General features: G+C 70.3%; 22 protein-coding genes. 13 read left to right on the top strand and 9 right to left on the bottom strand.

Annotated elements, in window-relative coordinates; genetic code table 11:
- Nucleotides 1–5 precede the first annotated feature (5 nt).
- On the bottom strand, nucleotides 6–428 hold the full coding sequence (locus tag GTY58_RS16860) for a hypothetical protein (protein WP_137865232.1): 423 nt from the start codon (nucleotides 426–428) through the stop codon (nucleotides 6–8).
- 202 nt (nucleotides 429–630) lie between these two features.
- Nucleotides 631–2,298: a fumarate hydratase gene (locus GTY58_RS16855; protein ID WP_037645252.1), complete on the bottom strand. Its 1,668-nt coding sequence runs from the start codon at nucleotides 2,296–2,298 to the stop codon at nucleotides 631–633.
- A 188-nt stretch (nucleotides 2,299–2,486) separates the two neighbouring features.
- On the opposite strand from GTY58_RS16855, the gene GTY58_RS16850 reads away from it, so the two are divergent.
- A complete protein-coding gene (locus GTY58_RS16850; RefSeq protein ID WP_010984647.1) occupies nucleotides 2,487–3,191 on the top strand; it encodes a DUF1707 domain-containing protein in 705 nt (234 codons plus the stop codon).
- A gap of 174 nt (nucleotides 3,192–3,365) precedes the next feature.
- On the top strand, nucleotides 3,366–3,737 hold the full coding sequence (locus GTY58_RS16845) for a WhiB family transcriptional regulator (protein ID WP_010984646.1): 372 nt from the start codon (nucleotides 3,366–3,368) through the stop codon (nucleotides 3,735–3,737).
- A gap of 129 nt (nucleotides 3,738–3,866) precedes the next feature.
- Here GTY58_RS16845 and glpX read toward each other — a convergent pair whose 3' ends face one another.
- The gene (gene glpX / locus GTY58_RS16840) at nucleotides 3,867–4,901 is read right to left on the bottom strand and encodes a class II fructose-bisphosphatase (protein WP_010984645.1); all 1,035 of its coding nucleotides are present in this window, start codon (nucleotides 4,899–4,901) and stop codon (nucleotides 3,867–3,869) included.
- A gap of 127 nt (nucleotides 4,902–5,028) precedes the next feature.
- On the opposite strand from glpX, the gene GTY58_RS16835 reads away from it, so the two are divergent.
- On the top strand, nucleotides 5,029–5,550 hold the full coding sequence (locus GTY58_RS16835) for a DUF4245 domain-containing protein (RefSeq protein ID WP_010984644.1): 522 nt from the start codon (nucleotides 5,029–5,031) through the stop codon (nucleotides 5,548–5,550).
- A 201-nt stretch (nucleotides 5,551–5,751) separates the two neighbouring features.
- Here GTY58_RS16835 and GTY58_RS16830 read toward each other — a convergent pair whose 3' ends face one another.
- From GTY58_RS16830 to xseA, 3 genes are all read right to left on the bottom strand, one after another.
- Nucleotides 5,752–6,342 carry a malonic semialdehyde reductase gene (locus GTY58_RS16830; RefSeq protein WP_010984643.1) on the bottom strand — a complete coding sequence of 197 codons (591 nt, stop codon included), beginning with the start codon at nucleotides 6,340–6,342 and terminating at the stop codon, nucleotides 5,752–5,754.
- Between the two features lie 369 nt (nucleotides 6,343–6,711).
- Nucleotides 6,712–6,954 (bottom strand): exodeoxyribonuclease VII small subunit, encoded by a 243-nt coding sequence (locus GTY58_RS16825; RefSeq protein WP_010984642.1) that lies wholly within the window; start codon nucleotides 6,952–6,954, stop codon nucleotides 6,712–6,714.
- 9 nt (nucleotides 6,955–6,963) lie between these two features.
- A complete protein-coding gene (gene xseA / locus GTY58_RS16820; protein WP_010984641.1) occupies nucleotides 6,964–8,172 on the bottom strand; it encodes an exodeoxyribonuclease VII large subunit in 1,209 nt (402 codons plus the stop codon).
- A gap of 257 nt (nucleotides 8,173–8,429) precedes the next feature.
- Here xseA and GTY58_RS16815 point away from each other — a divergent pair, with 257 nt between their 5' ends.
- Both GTY58_RS16815 and GTY58_RS16810 read left to right on the top strand, forming a co-directional pair.
- The gene (locus tag GTY58_RS16815) at nucleotides 8,430–9,446 is read left to right on the top strand and encodes a 4-hydroxy-3-methylbut-2-enyl diphosphate reductase (protein WP_010984640.1); all 1,017 of its coding nucleotides are present in this window, start codon (nucleotides 8,430–8,432) and stop codon (nucleotides 9,444–9,446) included.
- Nucleotides 9,447–9,475: 29 nt separating this feature from the next.
- On the top strand, nucleotides 9,476–10,222 hold the full coding sequence (locus GTY58_RS16810; protein WP_010984639.1) for a polyphosphate--glucose phosphotransferase: 747 nt from the start codon (nucleotides 9,476–9,478) through the stop codon (nucleotides 10,220–10,222).
- A gap of 194 nt (nucleotides 10,223–10,416) precedes the next feature.
- Here the strand turns inward: GTY58_RS16810 and GTY58_RS16805 are convergent, their stop codons facing one another.
- The gene (locus tag GTY58_RS16805) at nucleotides 10,417–11,130 is read right to left on the bottom strand and encodes a DUF6542 domain-containing protein (protein WP_010984638.1); all 714 of its coding nucleotides are present in this window, start codon (nucleotides 11,128–11,130) and stop codon (nucleotides 10,417–10,419) included.
- Nucleotides 11,131–11,345: 215 nt separating this feature from the next.
- On the opposite strand from GTY58_RS16805, the gene ychF reads away from it, so the two are divergent.
- The 3 genes from ychF to GTY58_RS16790 all read left to right on the top strand — a co-directional run bounded on the left by ychF (nucleotide 11,346) and on the right by GTY58_RS16790 (nucleotide 13,167).
- Nucleotides 11,346–12,434, top strand: a complete 1,089-nt coding sequence (gene ychF, locus GTY58_RS16800) for a redox-regulated ATPase YchF (RefSeq protein WP_010984637.1) — start codon at nucleotides 11,346–11,348, stop codon at nucleotides 12,432–12,434.
- Nucleotides 12,435–12,634: 200 nt separating this feature from the next.
- On the top strand, nucleotides 12,635–12,916 hold the full coding sequence (locus tag GTY58_RS16795) for a type II toxin-antitoxin system prevent-host-death family antitoxin (RefSeq protein ID WP_010984636.1): 282 nt from the start codon (nucleotides 12,635–12,637) through the stop codon (nucleotides 12,914–12,916).
- Complete coding sequence (locus tag GTY58_RS16790; protein ID WP_010984635.1) at nucleotides 12,913–13,167, top strand: Txe/YoeB family addiction module toxin; 255 nt, start codon at nucleotides 12,913–12,915, stop codon at nucleotides 13,165–13,167. Before GTY58_RS16795 ends, GTY58_RS16790 begins: the two co-directional genes overlap by 4 nt.
- Nucleotides 13,168–13,324: 157 nt before the next feature.
- On the opposite strand, the gene GTY58_RS16785 is transcribed toward GTY58_RS16790, so the two are convergent.
- Nucleotides 13,325–13,600, bottom strand: a complete 276-nt coding sequence (locus GTY58_RS16785; RefSeq protein ID WP_037645004.1) for a hypothetical protein — start codon at nucleotides 13,598–13,600, stop codon at nucleotides 13,325–13,327.
- Between the two features lie 134 nt (nucleotides 13,601–13,734).
- Here GTY58_RS16785 and GTY58_RS16780 point away from each other — a divergent pair, with 134 nt between their 5' ends.
- The gene (locus GTY58_RS16780; RefSeq protein ID WP_010984634.1) at nucleotides 13,735–14,130 is read left to right on the top strand and encodes an immunity 7 family protein; all 396 of its coding nucleotides are present in this window, start codon (nucleotides 13,735–13,737) and stop codon (nucleotides 14,128–14,130) included.
- Between the two features lie 686 nt (nucleotides 14,131–14,816).
- On the opposite strand, the gene GTY58_RS41635 is transcribed toward GTY58_RS16780, so the two are convergent.
- Nucleotides 14,817–15,884 (bottom strand): LuxR C-terminal-related transcriptional regulator, encoded by a 1,068-nt coding sequence (locus GTY58_RS41635; protein ID WP_010984633.1) that lies wholly within the window; start codon nucleotides 15,882–15,884, stop codon nucleotides 14,817–14,819.
- A gap of 267 nt (nucleotides 15,885–16,151) precedes the next feature.
- On the opposite strand from GTY58_RS41635, the gene GTY58_RS16770 reads away from it, so the two are divergent.
- The 4 genes from GTY58_RS16770 to GTY58_RS16755 all read left to right on the top strand — a co-directional run bounded on the left by GTY58_RS16770 (nucleotide 16,152) and on the right by GTY58_RS16755 (nucleotide 21,634).
- Nucleotides 16,152–16,901 (top strand): alpha/beta fold hydrolase, encoded by a 750-nt coding sequence (locus tag GTY58_RS16770; RefSeq protein ID WP_048894575.1) that lies wholly within the window; start codon nucleotides 16,152–16,154, stop codon nucleotides 16,899–16,901.
- Nucleotides 16,902–17,003: 102 nt separating this feature from the next.
- Entirely contained in the window at nucleotides 17,004–17,717 is a 714-nt protein-coding gene (locus GTY58_RS16765) for an alpha/beta fold hydrolase (RefSeq protein ID WP_010984631.1), read from the top strand.
- Nucleotides 17,714–18,544 carry an SDR family oxidoreductase gene (locus tag GTY58_RS16760; RefSeq protein WP_010984630.1) on the top strand — a complete coding sequence of 277 codons (831 nt, stop codon included), beginning with the start codon at nucleotides 17,714–17,716 and terminating at the stop codon, nucleotides 18,542–18,544. Before GTY58_RS16765 ends, GTY58_RS16760 begins: the two co-directional genes overlap by 4 nt.
- A gap of 153 nt (nucleotides 18,545–18,697) precedes the next feature.
- Nucleotides 18,698–21,634 (top strand): amino acid adenylation domain-containing protein, encoded by a 2,937-nt coding sequence (locus tag GTY58_RS16755; RefSeq protein ID WP_010984629.1) that lies wholly within the window; start codon nucleotides 18,698–18,700, stop codon nucleotides 21,632–21,634.
- The last annotated feature ends 24 nt before the right edge of the window (nucleotides 21,635–21,658 follow it).

Here is a 21,658-nt window from a genome sequence, read left to right as displayed (position 1 = left end):
GCCGATCAGAGGTGGTGCCCGACCCACTGGGCCATGGTGTCGAGGGAGGTGCCGAGTTCGGAGGCCGCCGCGGTCGCCGTGCCGAGCGCGCGCAGCCGGTTCGCGACCCTCGTCAGCCGGCCGGCGACGATGTCGTCACCGGGCGACGGGCCGTCTCCGGTGGCGTCTTCGCCGCTCGCGGCGTCGTCGGTGGCGGCGTCGGTGGCGTGTTCGCCGGCGTGGGTGTCCGCGGCCAGTGCCGCCTGGGCCAGCTCCGCGTCCATGGCCGCGAGATCGGCGCCGGGAACGTCCTCCAGGGCCCGTATACGTGACCGCAGTTCGTTCAGCGCCTCGGCGAACTCCTGGGGGGAGCTCCGGTCGGTGAGGCGGAGATCGCCCGCGATGTTGTAGACCTTGCCGACATTCCACCCGGACTGATTGAAGACCATGTCCCGCTCCCCCATGGCTGCGCCGACCCCCTGTATGACCCTCCATCAGGATATGTCCGGGGCATGTCCGTTGACATCGCCCAAGACGGGATGTTTTCCAACTAACCGAATGGCATTGCAATTTGTTCATTTGTGTCGGAACGGGAGCGCACGAGGGCCCTGGCCGACACGCCGGCCAGGGCCCTCCTCGGTACGGAACCGGCTACGCCAGCCCCGGCCCCCGTACCGGAATGCTCGTGAACGTCGGTGCGGGTGCGGGGTCCTTGAAGAAGTCGTTGCCCTTGTCGTCGACCACGACGAACGCCGGGAAGTCCTCGACCTCGATCTTCCAGACGGCCTCCATGCCGAGCTCCTCGTACTCGACGACCTCGACCTTCTTGATGCAGTCCTGGGCCAGGCGCGCGGCCGGGCCGCCGATCGAGCCGAGGTAGAAGCCGCCGTGCGCCTCGCACGCGTTCGTGACCTGCGCCGAGCGGTTGCCCTTCGCCAGCATCACCTTGGAGCCGCCCGCCGCCTGGAACTGCTCGACGTAGGAGTCCATACGGCCGGCCGTGGTCGGGCCGAAGGAGCCGGACGCGTAGCCCTCGGGGGTCTTGGCGGGACCCGCGTAGTACACCGGGTGGTCCTTCAGGTACTGCGGCATCTCCTCGCCCGCGTCCAGCCGCTCCTTGATCTTGGCGTGCGCGATGTCGCGCGCCACGACCAGCGGGCCGGACAGGGACAGCCGGGTCTTCACCGGGTACTTCGTGAGTTCCGCGAGGATGTCGTCCATCGGCTGGTTGAGGTCGATCCTGACGACGTCACCCGACTCGTCCAGGTGGTCGTCCGTGGTCTCCGGCAGGAAGCGCGCCGGGTCCGTCTCCAGCTGCTCCAGGAAGACGCCCTCGGCGGTGATCTTCGCGACGGCCTGGCGGTCGGCCGAGCAGGACACGGCGATCGCGACGGGGCAGGACGCGCCGTGCCGGGGGAGCCGGACGACGCGGACGTCGTGGCAGAAGTACTTGCCGCCGAACTGCGCGCCGATGCCGATCTTCTGCGTCAGCTCGAAGACCTTCTCCTCGAGGTCCTTGTCGCGGAAGCCGTGGCCCAGCTCCGAGCCCTCCGCCGGAATCTCGTCCAGGTAGTGCGCGGAGGCGTACTTCGCGGTCTTCAGGGCGTACTCGGCGCTCGTGCCGCCGACCACGATCGCCAGGTGGTACGGCGGGCAGGCCGCCGTGCCGAGCGAGCGGATCTTCTCCTCCAGGAACTTCATCATCGAGCCCTCGTTGAGGACCGCCTTCGTCTCCTGGTAGAGGAAGGACTTGTTGGCCGAGCCGCCGCCCTTGGCCATGAAGAGGAACTTGTACGCGCCGCCGTCCGTCGCGTACAGCTCGATCTGCGCCGGCAGGTTCGAGCCGGTGTTCTTCTCCTCCCACATGGTGAGCGGAGCCATCTGCGAGTAGCGCAGGTTCAGGTTCTTGTACGCGTCGTAGATGCCGCGGCTGAGGGCCGACTCGTCGCCGCCCTCCGTGAGGACGTTCTGTCCGCGCTTGCCCATGACGATCGCCGTGCCGGTGTCCTGGCACATGGGGAGCACGCCCGCGGCCGCGATGTTCGCGTTCTTCAGCAGGTCGAGGGCGACGAACTTGTCGTTGCCCGACGCCTCGGGGTCGTCGATGATGCGGCGCAGCTGCGCGAGGTGGGCGGGGCGCAGGTAGTGCTGGATGTCGTGGATGGCCTCCTCGGCGAGCTTGCGCAGCGCCTCCGGCTCGACCTTGAGGAACGTCCGCCCGTCGGCCTCGAAGGTGGAGACACCCTCGGAGGTCACCAGCCGGTACGGGGTGGTGTCCTCTCCCTGGGGGAGCAGATCGGTGTACGCGAACTCAGGCATCTCGCCCATTCCTCACTCGACAGACAGCGGCTGGCCTCCGTTGGCAGCGTCCACCAGCGTAGGACCTGGCGCGGACACCGAGCTTGTGAGGTAAGGCTCAGTTCGGCGAGGAAAGGGTTTCCAAAGGGTTTTCCACAGGCGCTCACGAGGGGTAGTCGCGATCTATCGCGTTTGGGTACGCTGCTGCCGTGGACCTTCAGAAGCAGACTGAACTCCGGCAGCAGCAGAGCGAACTGCGGGCCTCGGACGCCGATCGCGACCGGATCGCGGACATCCTGCGCGAAGCCCTCGCCGAGGGCCGCCTCACCGCCGAGGAGCACGCCGAGCGCGTCGAGGAGGTCTACCGCGCCAGGACCGTCGGCGAGCTGGAGCCTCTGGTGCGGGACCTGCCCGCCGCCCACCCGCTTCGCGCGACCCCGGCATACGCCCCGGCGCCGAACCGCCCCACGGCCGGCGCGATACCCGTCGAGCCCGACGAGAACGTGGTGGCGGTGTTCAGCGCGGCCATGCGCAAGGGCCGCTGGCGTGCCGGACGTCGGATGCACGCGTACGCGATCTTCGGCAGCGTCGAGATCGACCTCAGCGAGGCGATCTTCGAGTACCAGCAGGTCGTGATCAAGGTGATCTCGGTCTTCGGCAACGTGGAGATCCGCGTCCCGGAGAACGTCTCGCTGCGCGGCACCGGCGGCGGTGTGCTCGGCAACTTCGAGGTGAGCACGCTGGATTCGGGCGACGCCGACGCCCCCGTGGTCTACGTGGACGGACTGGCCATACTCGGAAACGTCGAGGCAAGGCCCAAGCGGGGCAAGTTGGTCGCGGACATCCTCGACCGTGTGTCGGACCGCGTGACGCGCAAGCTCGACCACGGTTTGCGCAAACACCTGGACCGTTGACGCTTGTGAACTCGGTCGCGTCCGCGGCGAGGAGGGCGGGCCTGGAGGGTGCGGTTCCGGCCGGGCGGGCCGCCCGAAGGCCAGCGGTTGGGAACACAGTGCATAGGCCCGCGCACAGCGGGTAGGCCTTGCTGCATCGTCTCTCGCTCGCGAAGCCGTCGTCAGGAGTAGACCGTGCTGCAACCGCCGCATCAGTCCCTGCAGGTCGCTGCCGTTCCGGCCCAGCGGGCGCCAGTGCGGGACCGGGATCAGGACGCCCCATGGCACACGGAGGCCGTGTGCCGGCGTGACGAGGCCGGACTGTTCTTCGCACCCTCCAAGGAACCCACCGCGGCCAGGCTGTCCCGGGAGGAGGCGGCCAAGCGGGTCTGCGCGCGCTGCCCCGTGATGGTCGAGTGCCGGGAGCACGCGCTGCTTCAGCCCGAGCCGTACGGCGTGTGGGGCGGCCTCACCGCCGCCGAGCGCCGTGTGGTGCTGGCCCGGCGCAGGCGCCGTGACGTCGAGCTGAAGAAGGCCGCGCGGGGGACGATAGCGGCGGCGGGATAGCCGGTACGTACGGGAGCGGGGCACCCCTTCCGCACAAGGGGTGCCCCGCTCCCGTACGAGGGCCGGCTTCCGCGACCTGACGTCCGAGGCCGGCCTCGGAGGACCGGCCTCGGGATCCGTCTCCGTGACCTACTTCGCGCGGTCGAAGTCGATCTGGCTGTACGCGCGCAGCTTGCTCAACCGGTGCTCGGACCTGATCTGACGGACCGTGCCGGACTTGGAGCGCATCACGATCGACTCGGTCGTGGCTGTCTCGGCGCGGTAGCGCACGCCGCGCAGCAGTTCGCCGTCGGTGATGCCGGTCGCGACGAAGAAGACGTTCTCGCCGGAGACCAGGTCGTCGGTGAACAGCACGCGGTCGAGGTCGTGGCCCGCGTCGACCGCCCGCTGCCGCTCCTCGTCGTCCTTGGGCCACAGCTTGCCCTGGATGGTGCCGCCCAGGCACTTCACGGCGCAGGCCGAGATGATGCCCTCGGGCGTACCGCCGATGCCGAGCAGCAGGTCGATGCCGGTGCCCTCGCGCAGGGCCAGGATGGAGCCCGCGACATCACCGTCGGAGATCAGCTTGATGCGCGCGCCGGTCTCCCGGATCTCCTTGATGATGCCGTCGTGGCGCGGCCGGTCGAGGATGACGACGGTGACGTCCTCGGGCATGGAGCGCTTGGCCTTGGCCACCCGGCGGATGTTCACCGAGACCGGGGCGTTGATGTCGACGAAGTCGGCGGCCTCGGGCCCGGTGACCAGCTTGTCCATGTAGAACACCGCGGACGGGTCGAACATGGTGCCGCGGTCGGCGGCCGCCAGTACGGCGATCGCGTTGGTCATGCCCTTCGCGGTGAGCGTGGTTCCGTCGATCGGGTCGACGGCGATGTCGCACTCGGGGCCGGTCCCGTCGCCGACGCGCTCCCCGTTGAAGAGCATCGGGGCCTCGTCCTTCTCCCCTTCGCCGATGACGACGACGCCGTTCATCGACACGGTGGAGACGAGGGTCCGCATGGCGCGGACGGCCGCGCCGTCGGCGCCGTTCTTGTCCCCGCGGCCGACCCAGCGGCCCGCGGCCATCGCGGCGGCCTCGGTGACCCGGACAAGCTCCAGGGCGAGGTTCCGGTCGGGTGCCTCGGAGGGGACCTCTAGTTCGGACGGCAGCTGATGATTCTCGGTCATCGGAGCGCACCTTTCTGATACGACGACGGCCGGATGAGCGTAATGGTCACAACTCTATCGCCAGACCGACAAAATGAGCAGGGGGCCCCACGGATGAGCGGACCCCTGTACCTGCGACGATAGGGGCGTGGCAGGTACGAACGGTAAGCAGAAGACGGTCCGGGACATGATCCTCTCCCTGGGCCTGATCGGGCTGATGGCCGCAGTCATCTACATCTTCATCCCGCACGACGACTCCCCGCATGAGCCTCCGCGGGTCGACTACCGTGTCGAACTGCTGACGGCGCGCCGCGCGGCGTCCTACCCGGTCGCGGCGCCCGAAGGTCTGTCCGGCTCGTGGAAGGCGACGTCGGTGCGGTACGCGGGCGACGCCTTCGAGGCCTGGCATCTCGGGTTCCACGGTCCCGACGGTGCATACGTGGCGATCGAGCAGTCGACTCAGAAGGCGTCCGCGTTCATCGACTCGGCCAGTCAGGGCGCGAGGAAGACGGACGCCACCCAGCGCATCGGCGACCGGACGTGGCAGCGGTACAAGGGTGAGCGGTACGACGCCCTCGTGCTCGAGGAAAAGGGCGCCACGACCGTGGTGACCGGCTCGGCGTCGTTCGCGGAGCTGACGACGATGGCTCAGGCGCTGAAGACGGCGTGAGCGGTCGCCGCTGAACGCGGCGTGAGCCGCTCCGCGGGATGTGAAAGCCGAACAGTCGCTGGGTACGAAGGCCGAACAGTCGCTGGGTACGAAGGCCGAACAGTCGCTGGGTACGAAGGCTGAATACGTGAAGGGGCCCCCGGTGTGACCGGGGGCCCCTTCACGTATGCGTTCGGCTCAGACTCGTTCGGCCGTTTCGGCTCAGACCGTGGTGACGACCTGGTCGAACTCCAGGCGCGGGGAGCGCGGGAACCAGGCGTCCTCGCCCGGCTTGCCGATGTTGACCACCATCAGCGGGGTGTGGTCGTCGTCGAGGAACTCCTTCTGGACGCCCGCGAAGTCGAGACCGGTCATCGGGCCGGCGGCGAGGCCCGCGGCACGGACGCCGATGATGAAGTACGCGGCCTGCAGAGCGGCGTTCAGCGCGGCGGCCCCCTCACGGGCCGGGCGCTCCGCGAAGAAGACGTCCTTGGCCTGCGGGAAGTGCGGGAAGAGGGCCGGCAGCTCCTCGTGGAACTCGTTGTCCGCGGAGAGGATCGCGACCAGCGGGGCGGTGGCGGTCTTGGGCTGGTTGCCCTCGGCCATGTGCTGCACGAGGCGCTCGCGGGCCTCGGCGGAGCGGACCAGGGTGATGCGCAGCGGCGACTGGTTGAAGGCGGTCGGGCCGTACTTGACCAGGTCGTAGATCGCCTGCACCTGCTCGTCGGTCACGGGCTCGTCGGAGAACGTGTTGGCGGTGCGGGCCTCGCGGAAGAGCAGGTCCTGGGCGGCGGGGTCAAGGACGAGAGACATGGTGAACCTTCTCGGGAAGTGCGGTGGATCCGGGGATCGGCTGGCGACTTCGACAGTACGCAGAAGAAGTTCAAGGTTCAATCAAAGTGGGCCCATGGTGATCGGCTTCACAGTGCAAGGGGGTGGCCGAAGGGCCGATGGGTGTGAGTGACGAGTGCGCCGCACCTGGGCGACAGGCGAGCGGGCGGCACCCGGCGATCTCACGGGTGGGGGTGGGGGTGGAGGTGGGCGTGGGTGCGGGCGTGGCTCACCGGCCGTGGGGTCACCACTGGCGCCGGCTCACCGGCCGTGGGGCACCGCTGGCCCGGCTCACCCGCCGTGGATCACCACTGGCCCGGCTCACCCGCCATGGATCACCACTGGCCCGGCTCATTCCGAGTCGTCGCCCGCGTTCTCTTCCTCCGCCAGCGCCGCGTCCAGCCGCTTGCGCGCGCCCTCCAGCCAGGTCCGGCACACCTTGGCCAGCTCCTCGCCCCGCTCCCACAGGGCGAGCGACTCCTCCAGGGTCGTGCCCCCCGCCTCCAGGCGGCGTACGACCTCGATCAACTCGTCCCGCGCCTGCTCGTACCCGAGCGCCGTCGCGTTCGCCGTCTCGTCCGTCCTGCTGGTCATGCGCCCACCCTAAACATCGACTCGTACCGTGAACTCACCCTCGGCGACCCGCGCCCGCAGCACCTCGTCCGCCGTCACCTCGTCCGGCGCCCGGACCGCATGGCCGTCGGCTCGCTGGAGCACCGCGTACCCCCGCTTCAGGGTCGCGGCCGGTGACAGTGCCACCACGCGCGCGTGGGTGTGCGACAGCTCCGAATCGGCGCGGTCCAGCAGATGTCCGAGCGTGCGCCGGCCACGGTCGAGCAGGGAGGCGACCTGGTCCGCCCGCTCGTCGACCATCCGGTGCGGATCCTCTATCGACGGGCGGGCCAGCGTGTGCGCGAGCCCCCGCTCCTCCCGCTCGATGACCGACCGCACGCACCGCCGCGCCCGGTCCCGCAGCGCCCGCACCCGCTCGACCTCCTCGCCGACGTCCGGCACGACCTTCTTGGCCGCGTCGGTCGGGGTGGAGGCGCGCAGGTCGGCCACGTAGTCGAGGAGCGGGGTGTCGGGTTCGTGACCGATGGCCGACACGACCGGCGTACGGCAGGCCGCCACCGCTCGGACGAGCTGCTCGTCGGAGAACGGCAGCAGGTCCTCCACGCTGCCGCCGCCGCGCGCGACGATGATCACGTCCACGTCGTCGCGCGCGTCCAGCTCCTTCACCGCCTGGACGACCTGCGGCACGGCGTGCACGCCCTGCACCGCCACGTTGCGCACCTCGAAGCGGACGGCGGGCCAGCGGTGCCGCGCGTTCTCCAGGACGTCGCGCTCGGCCGCCGAGGCGCGCCCGCACACGAGCCCGATGAGCTGCGGCAGGAAAGGCAGGGCCTTCTTGCGCTCGGTGACGAACAGGCCCTCGCCGGCGAGGCTCTTCTTCAACTGCTCAAGACGGGCGAGGAGTTCACCGACCCCGATGGGCCTGATCTCGGCGGCCCGCAGTGACAGCTGCCCCCGTGGCGCGTACCACTCGGGCTTCGCGTGTACGACCACCCGGGCGCCCTCGCTCACCACGTCCGCCACCGCGTCGAACACCTGTCGGTAGCAGGTGACGCCGACCGAGATGTCGTACGACGGGTCGCGCAGGGTCATGAAGACGACGCCCGCGCCCGGGCGCCGCGACAGCTGGGTGATCTGCCCCTCGACCCACACCGCGCCGAGCCGGTCGATCCACCCCCCGATGAGCCGCGACACCTCACCTACGGGCAGAGGCGTTTCCGCGGACGTGTTCGCAGCCATGCGCCGAGCGTAGTGGGCGCCTGTGACAACGCGGCCCATGCCGGGTCGGTGCCCGGTGCCGTCCTCAAGCGCCGAACCGCCGGCACCGCGAGCACCGCAAGCAGCGCGAGCGCGGTCCGCGGGCCGGATGTGTCGGACGTATCGGATGTATCGGGTATCCAGGCCTCCCAAGGGTGGCGCCCGGCCCCGCGCCTCTCCCGGTGCCTCCGCCGCCTCCCCATGGAGGCGATCTTCGGCCCGCCGGGTGCGGCCTTACGATGGTTTCCATGACTGCTTCGTCTGGCCGCCGTGTCCTGCTCGCCGCCCCCCGTGGCTACTGCGCGGGCGTCGACCGTGCCGTGATCGCCGTCGAGAAGGCCCTCGAGCAGTACGGGGCCCCGATCTACGTCCGCCACGAGATCGTCCACAACAAGTACGTGGTGCAGACCCTGGAGCGGAAGGGCGCGATCTTCGTCGAACGGACGGCGGAGGTTCCCGAGGGGGCCATCGTCATGTTCTCGGCGCACGGCGTGGCGCCGGTCGTCCACGAAGAGGCGGCCCGCGGCAAGCTCGCCACGATCGACGCGACCTGCCCGCTGGTCACCAAGGTCCACAAGGAAGCCGTCCGCTTCGCCAACGAGGACTTCGACATCCTCCTCATCGGGCACGAGGGCCACGAGGAGGTCATCGGCACCTCCGGCGAGGCGCCCGAGCACATCACCCTCGTGGACGGCCCCGGGGACGTCGCCAAGGTAGAGGTCCGCGACCCGTCCAAGGTCGTCTGGCTCTCCCAGACCACCCTGTCGGTCGACGAGACGATGGAGACGGTCGACGCCCTCAAGGAGAAGTTCCCCCAGCTCATCTCCCCGCCCAGCGACGACATCTGCTACGCCACGCAGAACCGCCAGCTCGCCGTGAAGCAGATGGGCGAGGAGGCCGACCTGGTCATCGTGGTCGGCTCGCGCAACTCCTCCAACTCCGTTCGCCTCGTCGAGGTCGCCAAGCTCGCGGGCGCGCGTGACGCGTACCTCGTGGACTTCGCCGACGAGATCGACGAGGCGTGGCTGGAGGGCGTGTCGACGGTCGGTGTCACGTCGGGTGCCTCCGTGCCGGAGATCCTCGTCGAGCAGGTCCTGGAGTGGCTGTCGCAGCGCGGCTTCGAGGACGTCGAGATCGTCAAGGCGGCCGAGGAGTCCATCACCTTCTCGCTCCCCAAGGAGCTGCGCCGCGACCTGCGCGCGGAGGCGGCGGCCCTGGTGGAGCAGCGGACGGGCAACGGCCCCTCGGCGGAGTGACTGTCCGTCGTACGCCGTAACGTAGAGCCATGCAGATCTTCGGTGTGGACATCGGTGGATCCGGGACCAAGGGCGCTCCCGTGGACCTGGACAGGGGCGAGCTGACGGAGGAGCGCTTCAAGGTGCTGACTCCGCACCCGGCGACGCCGGACGCGGTGGCCGACGGCGTGAAGGAGGTCGTCGGCCACTTCGGCTGGACGGGCCCGGTCGGGATCACGTTCCCGGGAGTGGTCACCGGCGGTGCCACGATCCGTACGGCGGCCAATGTGGACAAGAGCTGGATCGACACGGACGCGCGCGCCCTGCTGAGCGACCGGCTGGGCGGGCGCCCGGTGACGGTGCTGAACGACGCGGACGCGGCGGGTGTGGCCGAGATGCAGTTCGGCGCGGGGCGCGACCGCCAGGGCACGGTCCTCGTCCTCACGTTCGGCACGGGGATCGGCAGCGCCCTGTTCGTCGACGGCGCCCTCGTCCCGAACACGGAGCTGGGCCACCTCGAGCTGCACGGCCACGACGCGGAGAAGCGTGCCTCGACGAAGGTCAAAGAGGACAACGACATGTCGTGGGAGCACTGGGCGCACCGCGTCCAGAAGTACCTCGCGCACGTGGAGATGCTCTTCTCTCCGGAGCTGTTCATCATCGGCGGCGGAGTCAGCCGCAAGTCGCACAAGTTCCTGCCCCTGATCGAGGGAATCAAGGCGGAGATCGTCCCGGCGGCGCTTCAGAACAACGCGGGGATCGTGGGCGCGGCGATGACGGCGGCGAAGAGCGCGTAGGCCGGCGGGGCCCGCTCCGGGCCCGGCTCCCGGCCGGGTCCGGGCCGCTCCGGGCGGGGACCGGGGCGGGCCCGCGGGACCGACGGCGGGCGCGGGGCGCGCAGCTCTCAGCCGACCGGCCGGGACGGGCAGGTGGGCACAGTCCGGTCAGGCCGGTGGGCCTGGCCCGGTCAGGCCGGTGGGGCACAGCCCGGTCAGGCCGGTCGGCGGCGCTGCGCGGCTCGGCGGCTCATCTGGCGGATCTTGCGCACCGCCGTGATGACACCCGCGACCAGCGTGCCGCCGTACAGCCAGCCCGCCTGCGTGGCGAGCGCGGTGACCAGGCCCATCAGGCGCCCCCCGAACCCCCCGCTGCTGTCGGCGAGGGGCAGCAGTCCGAAGGCGAACGCGAGGGGCACCACCACCGGCGCGGTCAGCAGGTCGCCCCGCCGCACCCACCACGCGGTCAGCGCGCACACCGGCAGGAACAGCACCCCGTACACCGCGAGCGACGCCCCGAACAGCAGTTGGTCGACACACGCCAGGGCGAACATCACCGCCCCGCAGAACAACCCCCCGCCGAGCCCTGTGAGCCGCGGGTTCGGCATCCGCCGTACCGCCTGGACCAGCGGCGAAGCAGACCGGCGCGGCGGAACGGACCGGCGTGGCGGAACGGACCGACCCGGCGGAACGGACCGACCCGGAGCAGGCGGACGGCGACCCGCGCCGGCGACGGCGCCGCCGCCCGGACCGCGCCCGCGCGTCGGCCGGCCGTCGGCGGCCTCACCGTTCCCGTCGGGCCGCCCGCCAGGCCGTTCGTCGGGCCTGCCGGGCCGTCCGGCGCCGGCTCCGCCCCGCCCGGCCTGCGGGGGCAGGGGCGTACCGCGTCGCGGTCCGTGCTGAGGGGGACGCGTCCTGTGTTGCTCCACTGGACCAACTTAGGTCGTTTTATGTGTCGAATGACCCCTGAGACACGCCGTAGGCGAGAGCTTGGCCAAGCGTTCGATACATCGCCGGTGTGGGGCGGCGCACGCCGTAGACTGGTGGATCGGCCCGCGCATCAGCCATGTCAGCCATGAAGGACCAGGCGCACGCAGCCCGGTCCGCACCGTCCTCACCATCCTCACGTACGGGAAGTCGCAACGTGTCGCTCACGATCGGAATCGTCGGTCTGCCCAATGTCGGCAAGTCGACCATGTTCAACGCCCTGACCAAGAACGACGTGCTCGCGGCCAACTACCCGTTCGCCACGATCGAGCCCAACGTGGGCGTGGTCGGTGTCCCCGACGCCCGGCTGGCCAAGCTGGCCGAGATCTTCGGTTCGCAGAAGATCCTTCCGGCGACCGTCGACTTCGTGGACATCGCGGGCATCGTGCGCGGCGCCAGCGAGGGCGAGGGCCTGGGCAACAAGTTCCTCGCGAACATCCGCGAGTCCGACGCGATCTGCCAGGTGATCCGCGCCTTCCACGACGAGAACGTCGTGCACGTCGACGGCAAGGTCTCGCCCAAGGACGACATCGAGACGATCAACACCGAGCTGATCCTCGCGGACCTCCAGACGATCGAGAAGGTCCTGCCGCGCCTGCAGCGGGAGTCGCGCATCAAGAAGGACATCGGCCCGAAGGTCGCGGCGGTCGAGGCGGCCCAGGCGATCCTGGAGAAGGGCGAGACCCTCTTCTCCGCGGGCATCGTCCAGGGCTCCGGCAACGAGGAGCTGCTGCACGACCTGCACCTGCTCACCACCAAGCCGTTCCTGTACGTCTTCAACGTCGACGAGGACGAGCTGGTCGACGACGACTTCAAGGCCGAGCAGCGCGCCCTGGTCGCCCCCGCCGAGGCGATCTTCCTCAACGCCAAGCTGGAGGCGGACCTCGCCGAGCTCGACGAGGAGGAAGCGATGGAGCTCCTGGAGTCGGTCGGCGTCGAGGAGCCCGGCATGGCGACCCTGGCCCGCGTCGGCTTCAACACCCTCGGCCTCCAGACGTACCTGACGGCCGGCCCCAAGGAGTCCCGCGCCTGGACCATCAAGAAGGGCGCCACCGCCCCCGAGGCCGCCGGTGTCATCCACACCGACTTCCAGAAGGGCTTCATCAAGGCGGAGGTCATCTCCTTCGAGGACCTGGTCGAGACGGGCTCGGTCGCCGAGGCCCGCGCCAAGGGCAAGGCACGCATGGAGGGCAAGGACTACGTGATGCAGGACGGCGACGTGGTCGAATTCCGCTTCAACGTCTGACGTGCGGAATTAGCACCACGCTGCTTGCCTTGTAAACGTACAGGTCAGATGGGGTCGGCTCTTCCGGGGGCCGGCCCTTTGCTGTCTCCCGTGCTGGGATGGTGCTGGGTTTTCTGACGGAGCGTCACTTTTTTTGCCTTCGCTTGAGATGTTCGCGAGTGGTACGTTATTCGGTACCATCTGATACGGGGAGTCGATCCATGTCGATAACTGCGAGCGAAGCCCGCAAGGCTCTCTTTCCGCTGATCAAGAAGGTCAACGACGATCACGAGGCCATCGAGATCGTCTCCAAGCATGGCAACGCCGTGCTCGTCTCGGCCGAGGACTACGCGGCACTGCGCGAGGGCTCGTACCTGCTGCGCTCCCCTGTGAACGCACGGCGACTGCTCAAGGCGTACGAGAACGCCCTGGGCAACATCAACGTCTCGGAGCGCGAGCTGATCGATCCGGATGCGACGGATCCTGCTGAGGGCGCTGCGTGAGGCTTGTCTTCGAGGATCAGGGCTGGGAGGACTACACGTCCTGGCTCAAGAACGACCGCAAGATGCTCGCTCGGATCAACAGGCTCATCGAGGACGTCAAACGCGATCCCTTCACGGGGATCGGCAAGCCCGAGCCGCTCAAGTACCACTTGCCTGGGGTGTGGTCGAGGCGGATCGATGACGAGCACCGTCTCGTCTACCTAGTCACCGACAAAGAGGTCGTCATCCTTGCCGCTCGCTACCACTACTGACCGTGGAGTGGCAGGACGAAGGGCATGCGACTGGGGTGACCGCCTCGCGGCGTCTTCACCGGTCCGTACACCCCAAGTACGCGGACGTGCCTCCGTCCTGCGGCGCGGCGCGTATCCGACGCCGCTGGATGATCCACTGCGGAACATCCGACAGCCCTCAGCGGAAGACCTGTTCGATTCGGACACGATCGCAGGCGGCCACAATCTCCGCACGGTGGCGGGACTCCGTACCGGCCACGGCTGCCTCGACCCTCCGGGTGTACTCCCGCTCGCGCTCCCGTTCCCGGCGCTCCTCCGTCCGGTGGCGCACCCACCACCGCACTACCCCGGCGAGCACCACGAGGACCACGAGCAGCCACGCGTACTCGCCTCGACCCTGGCCGCCACGGTCACCGGCATCGAGGCCGAGATCCGTACGTATCTCGACGCCCACCCCGAAAGCCGTGTCCGGGTCACCTGGCACCCGGTCGACGCCGACGACGCGATCAGCGACGAGTACGTGGCCCAGACGAAACCCGAGGGCATGCGGATGGGCAGTGCCTTCCGAAGACGCACCGAAAGAGGACCATGTACGAGTTCCACGGTTGGTTCGGCATCGCGGAGTCGCCGGAGGAGGCCGACACCGGCACCCTGGAGCAGGGCATCGCCGAGCTGCGCGAACGGGTCGAGGCGCTCGACTGGTCGACGGGCGAGGCGGTGCTGCGCGCTCACAACGGGGAGTGGTTCGTACGCGCCGACAGGCTGGTCAACCGGCGGCGCGACGAGGCGGAGGAGCTCGACGCCCTGGTCGCCTTCATCGCACGGCGCTTCCCCGGCGGGTGGGGTCTCCTGTACGAGCGCTCGGACGACCTTCCCTCACCGCCGGGGCCGGGCGCCTTCAGGGTGCGGGTGCTGGCACGTGGTGAGGTGACGGAGCGGCTCGATCCGTTTCTGTCGCCGGTACGGCCGCTCATCGAGGACTGACCGAGTGCTGGATCGCCGCTGCCGTACAAGGGGCGACCGGCATCCGAGCTGTGTGGCGGGGATGGAGCGCCCGTGCTGGGATCGTGCTGGGACGACCCCCTCCAGAACTACGTTTCCGCAGGCGGCAGCTCTGTCCTAAGGATTTCGGTTCAGCGTCTGATGCTGGGTTTCCTGATGGGCCGTCACTACAGGGCGTAGTCCCGGCCGGTCCCACGGGCCTTACCGCCCGGGCATGTCACGTCAGGGAGCACCGGTCCGGGCCCGCCACCGTTTGCCGTCTGTCGGCTGCCGACCCGTCGCACCGGCGGACGGCCCGGCCTGATGCTCTTCACCAACAACCGCTTCAGCCCGGCCCACTGGCTGCTCGTCAGATCACCCACGCGTCGCAGGACATGGCCCTCTACGGCCAAGGTTTGCTTTCGCGACAGACCCCAAGGCCGCCCGCGTCGTCACGAGGTCGGGGTCAGGGGCGCCTCGTACACGCCCAGGACCAGCAGCGCAGGGTGACGGGCAGGTCGAGACCCCCGAACGCCGGCAGGCCGGCGGGGTGGTGTTCGAGGGCCGTCAGTTCCCGCTCCAGGGGGGCGGCCGTCGGCCTCGGTGGCCTCCGCAGGTGTCGAGCGCCCCGCGGTCGAACGGGCGTGGCCCGTTGGCCGGACGGCGGGGGCCGTCGACGTGGTGTGGGGTCAGGAGGCGAGTTCCTGAGGGGAGTCGGGGAGCGGCCGGTTGAGAAGGTCGTGCTGGGAGATGAGGTAACCGGCGTGGAGCCGGTTTCGGGCGCCGATTCGCTTCATGATCTGTGCGACGTGGCGCTGGCAACTGCGCAGGGACAGCCCGAGGCGCGCGGCGATGCGCCGGTCCTCCTCGCCGGTGACCAGGAGACGCATGATGCTGTGCCGGACGTCCTCAGAGGTTTCTCGGACCTTCCGCTGGTCGTAGGCGATGCGGAAGGGGGTGGCGGCAACCCAGGCGCGTTCGAACGCGGCTGTGGCGAAGTCGACGATGCTGGGGTCGCTGACCAGCGTCGCGCCCTCGGACGGGTCGCGCAGCGGTACGAGCACATAGCGCCGATCGAAGATCATCAGCTGCGGGAACCCGTCGGCCAGGGTGCGGAACTGGGTGCCCAGGGCGGTGAAGTGCTCGACGTAGGCGGTCGTGCCGACGTCGAAGTGGGCGCTGTGCTGGTAGAGAGTCCGGATGGCGACGCCCCGCTCCAGCAGGTCACGCGACCTGGCGACCGATTCGTGGAGCACTTCCTGCGGCCGTGGACCGCCCGGGTGGGACGTGAGCACCTCGGTGGTCGACGAGGCCGCCAGGCCGTTGATGGTGCGCCGGACGTCGCCGCGGTTCGGAAGGACCTCGATGCCCGCTCGCCGCGATCGTTCGGCCGCGGCCGTCTCGTAGACGTGGACGAAGCCGTCGTACGCGGTGCGCATCGTCTCGGTCCGTGCCTGAAGGCGCCGTAGTTCGCCGAGCAGCGGCGCAAGACGTTGGAGCTTCGCGCTCTCCGGTGACACGGCGACGAACCGGCCGTCCCCGTCCTCCGTTTCGCGCACCAGGTGAAGGGTGCGCAGGTTCTGGATGGCCGCGCGGATCTCGCTCTGCGGCGCCCCCGTACCCGCTTCGACGTCACCGGTGGTGACGAGCCCCGCTTCGCAGGCGCGGGCGTAAATCCGCTTCTCCAGATCCCGCAAGACGATGGTCGGGTCCGGATCCCGCAAGGCGATGGCCGGGTCGCTGTGTATTGCTGTCACATACAACGAGCATAGTCCCCTTTATGTACCTGTCGTATTCGCGCCGACGAGGAAACGGCACCTTGACGATCTTGGCGGCCCGTTCATGTTCCGGATAGCTTGATCACGCCTCACAACGGCTCAGTTTTCTCAGCATGGAATGTGGTTCCGTGATTCTTGTCACTTGTTCTCGGGCCTGTTTCGGTGCCAATCGGCTCGGACAGGCTGTGCTCGGACAGGCTGTGCGATCGCACATGGCGTGTCACCGGGTTCGGCGGTAGCCGTCGAGTGTCGTACGAAGCCTGGCTCAGCCCCTTGCGGCGGCCGACTCCGCGCCCCGAGGCGCGGATCGTGGTCATCCCGCATTCCGGTGCCGGCCCCAATGCCCTGCTGCCGCTGGTGAAGCACATTCCCGCACCGTTCGAGGTCGTTGGAGTGACGCTTCCCGGGCGGGAGCGGCGGTTCGTCGAAGCGCCCGAGATCTCGCCGGACGACCTCCTCGGAGGCATCGCCCGTGAACTGGCCGCGCTGCCTTCCCTTCCCACCGTGCTGTTCGGGCACAGTCTCGGCGGATCCATCGCCTTCGCCCTGTCCGTGACGGATCCGGGCAGCTGCTCGGCGCTGGTCATCAGCGCCCAACTGCCTTGCGGATCGCAGATCGAGCGGCCGAGGGAGTGGGACGAGGACGCGCTGACCCGCGTGCTCCAGCGGGGCGGCGGGACTCCGGCCGACATGCTGAACGATCCGGCGTGGCGTGACCATACGCTGCGACTCCTGCGAGCCGACCTCACCCTCGGGGGACAGCTGGCGCTGCGCAACGCGCAGATGAGGGTGGCGCATCCGCTCACCGTGCTCGGAGGCGAGCAGGACCTCCTCGTCCCCGCGGAGCGGCTGGGCGCCTGGGCCGAGCGGGCGGACACCGCGGTGGATTCCCGCGTTCTCCCCGGCGGTCACTTCTATCTCCTCGACGATGCGAACCGCGAGGTTGTGGCCGAGGCCGTCGCGGCCTCCGCGAGGGTGGCCACGGCTGCCCCCTGACGTCCGACGGACGGGGCGGCATGACGTGCGCCCGTCCATTTCCCGCGGCTTCGCTCCGCTTTCTGTTCACTTCTCAACCGTCCGTATAGGGGGAATGCAGTCATGCCCAGGACTCATCTCATATGTCTGCCTTTCGCAGGTTCCGGTGCGTCGCTCTTCAAGGAATGGCAATCACTTGCTCCGGAAGGGCTCCGGATCGTCCCCGTGCAGCTCCCCGGTCGTGAGGAACGCTTCATCGAGGCTCCGCATACCGAGGTCGCCAGGGCCGTGGAGGAGATCCACACCACTGTGCTCGACCAGCTGGCCGACGCCGAAGACATAGCCGTCTTCGGGCACAGCCTGGGCGCCGTGCTGGCCTACGAGCTGACGCACAAGCTCCGCGTATCCCAGTCGGTGCCGCCGAGCCGGCTGTTCGTCAGTGGTTCGCCCGGCCCGTGGAGCGGTCGCGAGCACCGGGCCACCGGTCTGGACGACGAGGCGTTCCTGGCACAGGTCCGCGCGTTCGCCGGCTACGACCACCCCGCGCTCGCCCACCCCGAGATGCGCGCGCTCCTGCTGCCCATGCTGCGGGCCGACGTCCAGATGCACGAGAACTACCGCCCGACCTCCGACAAGCCCCTGGACGTGGCGGTCACGGCCCTGCGCGGCAGCGAGGACGAACTGGTCGACGCCGAGCAGATCGCCCAGTGGCGCGAGGCGACCACGGCCGACTTCCGCACGGCGGAGCTGGACGGCGGACACATGTACCTGGCCGACGGCGCCGAGGCACTGCTGCGGCTCATCGCCGGCGAGCTCGGGCCGGTGGACGCCCGATGACCCCGCGACTGTCCGGCAAGACCGCTGTCATCACGGGCGCCGCCCGCGGTCTGGGACGCGCCACCGCGGTGGCGTTCGCCCGCGAGGGTGCCGACCTGATGCTGCTCGACCTGGCGGCGGACCTGCCGGGCGTCCCCTACCCGCTGGGCTCCGAGAGCCAGCTGGCCCACACCGCCGAGTTGTGCCGCGAGCAAGGCGTCGCCGCCTCGACGGCCCGGCTCGACGTGCGTGACCTCGACGCGGTGGAGGCCGCGATGGCCACCACCCGCGAGCGGTTCGGACGGATCGACGTACTCGTCAACAACGCCGGGATCGCCGCCCCTTCGGGCAAGGCCGCCCATGAGATCGACGAGCGTGAGTGGCAGCTGATGATCGACGTCGACCTCTCCGGAGCCTGGCGGACCATCCGCGCGGTAGGCGGTCACATGGCCGAGCAGCGCTCGGGCAGCATCATCAACATCGCCTCCACCGCGGGCCTGGTGGGCTACCGCCACTTCGCCGGCTACGTGGCCGCCAAGCACGGCCTGGTCGGTCTGACCAAGGCCGTCGCGCTCGACTACGCACCGCTCAAGGTGCGGGTGAACGCCCTCTGCCCCGGCTCGGTCCGGGACGACTCGCAGGTCGAGGGCCGGATGCTGTCCGAAATCGCGCGTTGCCTGGACGTGCCGGTGGCCGAGCACGAGGAGACCTTCGTGCAGGCCCAGCCGATGAACTCCCTGATCGAGCCCGAGGACATCGCGTCGGCAGCCGTGTGGCTGGCCTCCGACGAGTCCCGCCAGGTCACCGGCAGCGTCCTCGCGGTGGACGGCGGCTTCACCGCCCGTTAGGGCCCGTCCGGCGGATCCCGCCGCCGACCCAGGCCGCCCCGCCGTCCGCCACGGGCCCGACGCCCCGCCGCCCGCTCCACTCGGGCCGGGCCGTACGTACCGATGCCCGTGGCGGCCGGCCCATGCCATTGATCACCGTCCCGGAGACCCGCCATGCCGCCTTCCCCCCTCCACGCCCACCTGATCCCGGCCGACTGCCCACCGTCGGGCCACACCCATGCCTGGCGGGTCCGGCTGCCCGAAGGCGCCGACACCGTCCGCCTTTCCCACCTGCTCGACACCGCGGTCGCCCCGTGGTGGCCCGAGGCCACCGCACGTCCGACGCTGTGGAGCGAACCCGTCCCCGCGGCCGCCGGCTCCACCATCGCGGACCGTCGCCTGCGGGCCGAGCTGCACCGCCCGCTGGGCACCGGCCAGGCGCCGCTGCGCGTGGTGCTCCTCGCCTACGCGGACGGCCGGGCCGACCTGATCCTGGTCGCCCACCGCGGCTTCCTGGACGCGGCCTCGCTGCGGCACGTGGCCGACGTACTGCTCGATCGCGCGCCGGCCGAGCGGCACGCCCCGCCGGCGAGCGCGCGGCTCGCGCCTGCCGACGCGGAGCTGCGCAAGGCGTGGAGCGTGGCGGAGTTCGCCGGCCGGGTCGAATGGGCGGCGGGCGACAGTTCCGCCGGGGACCGCACCGGCGTGGTGCGGCAGGCCCTGCGGGACACGGCCGCCGACACGTCGGGGGGCGCGCTCGCGGTCGCCACGGGACTGGTTCTCGGGCGGTACGAGAACCAGGACACCCCTGTCGTCGGCGCCCTGACCGGCCACCCGGGCCGCCCGGCCGACGCCCTCGGGCCCGACGCGGGCACCCTCCTGGCCCTGGACCTCTCCGGCGCGCGCTCCACCGCCGAGCTGCTGCGCGAGGCCGCGCACACGCTGACAGCCACGTGGTGCGACCGGCAGACCTACGCGGACCTGGTGGCCGAGTCGGGCGGCCGCGTGCTGGCGGGCGTGCTCGATCCGGTCGCGCACCCGGCGGACGGCCCCACCGAGACCTATCTGCCGTGCCAGACGGCCCCCTTCCCCCTCACCGTGATGGTGCGCCGCCGTACGGACGGGGAGCCGGAGCTGGAGATCCACCACCGTCTCGCCGACGTCGACGAGGCGGCGGCCCGGCAGTTCGCCCGGCACCTGGCGCGGAGCCTGGAGCAACTGTCCGCCGACGCGCAGGAGACGGCCCCCGAGGACATCGACCTGCTGGGCGACGAGGACCGGGACGCCCTGGTGGCCCTCGGCCGCCCGGCGCGACCGCTCGAGTGGCAGCCGCAGCGCATCGACGAGGTCTTCGCGCACCGCGCCGCCGAGCGCCCCGAGGCGATCGCCCTCAGCTGCGAGGACCACTCGCTGACGTACGCGGAGCTGAACAACCGGGCCGACCGCTTCGCGGGAGCGCTGCACAACCTCGGTGTCCGGCCCGGTGAACGGGTCGGCGTCTGCCTGGACCGCTCCCTGGACCTGGTCGTCACGATGCTGGCCGTGCTCAAGGCCGACGCCGTCTACGTGCCGATGGACCCGGCCTACCCGGCCGACCGGCTCGCCTACACCGCCGAGGACGCGGGGCTGCGCCTCGTCGTCACCGCGCTGGAGGACTTCCCCGCCGGACAGGCCCGCACGATCCATCCGGAGGAGCTGGCAGCGGGCACCGCCATGGCCGCGCCCGCACCCGGACGGGGCAACGAGCAGGCCGCGTACGTCATCTACACGTCCGGCTCGACCGGCCGCCCCAAGGGCGTCGTCGTCCCGCACCGCAACGTGGTCGCCCTGCTCGGTGCCACCCGGGAGGACTTCGGCCTCTGCCCGGACGACACCTGGACGCTGTTCCACTCCGCCGCCTTCGACTTCTCGGTCTGGGAGATCTGGGGCCCGCTGCTCACCGGTGCCCGGCTCGTCGTCGTGCCGTACTGGGTCTCCCGCTCCCCGCAGGATTTCCGCGCGTTGCTGCGGGACGAGCGGGTCACGGTGCTCAACCAGACACCCTCGGCGTTCGCCCAGCTGGTGGAGGCGGACCGGCAGCACGAACCGGACCTTGCGGTGCGCCTGGTGGTGTTCGGCGGCGAGCCGCTGGACGCACGTGGTCTGCGCGACTGGTTCGACCGTTACCCGGAGCGCCGCTGCCGCCTGGTGAACATGTTCGGCATCACCGAGACCACCGTCCACGTCACCGCCCAGACGGTCGGCCGCAAGGAGGCCCTGTCCGGCTCCCGTTCCGTGGGCCCGGCGCTGCCGGGCTGGTACCTCTACGTGCTCGACGAACGGCAGCGACCCGTCCCCCTCAACGTCCCCGGTGAGATCTACGTCGGTGGCGAGGGCGTGGCGCTGGAGTACCTCGGCCGTCCCGAGCTGACCGCCGAGCGCTTCGTCACGGATCCGTTCACCGGCGGCCGGATGTACCGCAGCGGAGACAAGGGCCGGCTGCGGCCGGACGGCCGGCTGGAGCACCTGGGCCGACTGGACACCCAGGTCAAGCTGCGCGGCTTCCGGATCGAGCTGGACGAGATCCGCAACGTCCTGCTGGACGACCCCACGGTGACCGCGGCCGCCGTGGTCCTCGGCAGCGCCGATGCCGGGGACGCGGCCGCGGCGCGCCTGGACGCCTACGTGGTCCTCGCCGGCGGCGACACCGCCGCGGTGCGCCGGCGGGCGGCCAAGGTGCTGCCCGAGTACATGCTGCCGGCCACCGTCACAGCTCTGCCCGCGCTGCCGCTGACCGCGAACGGGAAGCTGGACGCCCGTCGGCTGCCCGCTCCCGCGGCCGGTGCGCCCGCGGCGGTGGCCGCCCCGTCCGCACAGCCGTCGCCCGACTCCACCGAGGCCTCGGGCACGGGACTGGCCGCCGCGCTCGTCGAGGTCTGGCAGGACGTCCTCGGCGTGCCGGTCGGCCCGGACGACAACTTCTTCGAGCTGGGCGGCAACTCCCTGTACGCGGTGCGCCTCGCGGCCGCGATGAACGAGCGGAACCTGCCCCCGATGCCGATGCGGGAGCTGTACCTGAACCCGACCGTCAACCGCCTCGCCGCGGTCCTCGCACCGGGAGACCAGGCGTGAGTCAGTGTTGCTTCCCCACCCGCG

Origin of the sequence: Streptomyces sp. SID5469 (genome assembly GCF_009862865.1) — a bacterium.
GTDB lineage: Bacteria > Actinomycetota > Actinomycetes > Streptomycetales > Streptomycetaceae > Streptomyces > Streptomyces avermitilis.
The sequence above is the reverse complement of the archived record's forward strand: the minus strand, read 5'-3'. Positions and strand labels throughout refer to the sequence as shown.

Excerpts from the sequence above, each read along its gene's own strand:
- GTY58_RS16860 (WP_137865232.1), bottom strand. The coding sequence starts at position 428 with ATGGTCTTCAATCAGTCCGGGTGGAATGTCGGCAAGGTCTACAACATC.
- GTY58_RS16855 (WP_037645252.1), bottom strand. The coding sequence starts at position 2,298 with ATGCCTGAGTTCGCGTACACCGATCTGCTCCCCCAGGGAGAGGACACC.
- glpX (WP_010984645.1), bottom strand. The coding sequence starts at position 4,901 with ATGACCGAGAATCATCAGCTGCCGTCCGAACTAGAGGTCCCCTCCGAG.
- GTY58_RS16830 (WP_010984643.1), bottom strand. The coding sequence starts at position 6,342 with ATGTCTCTCGTCCTTGACCCCGCCGCCCAGGACCTGCTCTTCCGCGAG.
- GTY58_RS16825 (WP_010984642.1), bottom strand. The coding sequence starts at position 6,954 with ATGACCAGCAGGACGGACGAGACGGCGAACGCGACGGCGCTCGGGTAC.
- xseA (WP_010984641.1), bottom strand. The coding sequence starts at position 8,172 with ATGGCTGCGAACACGTCCGCGGAAACGCCTCTGCCCGTAGGTGAGGTG.
- GTY58_RS16815 (WP_010984640.1), top strand. The coding sequence starts at position 8,430 with ATGGTTTCCATGACTGCTTCGTCTGGCCGCCGTGTCCTGCTCGCCGCC.
- GTY58_RS16810 (WP_010984639.1), top strand. The coding sequence starts at position 9,476 with ATGCAGATCTTCGGTGTGGACATCGGTGGATCCGGGACCAAGGGCGCT.
- GTY58_RS16795 (WP_010984636.1), top strand. The coding sequence starts at position 12,635 with ATGTCGATAACTGCGAGCGAAGCCCGCAAGGCTCTCTTTCCGCTGATC.
- GTY58_RS16780 (WP_010984634.1), top strand. The coding sequence starts at position 13,735 with ATGTACGAGTTCCACGGTTGGTTCGGCATCGCGGAGTCGCCGGAGGAG.
- GTY58_RS16765 (WP_010984631.1), top strand. The coding sequence starts at position 17,004 with ATGCCCAGGACTCATCTCATATGTCTGCCTTTCGCAGGTTCCGGTGCG.
- GTY58_RS16760 (WP_010984630.1), top strand. The coding sequence starts at position 17,714 with ATGACCCCGCGACTGTCCGGCAAGACCGCTGTCATCACGGGCGCCGCC.
- GTY58_RS16755 (WP_010984629.1), top strand. The coding sequence starts at position 18,698 with ATGCCGCCTTCCCCCCTCCACGCCCACCTGATCCCGGCCGACTGCCCA.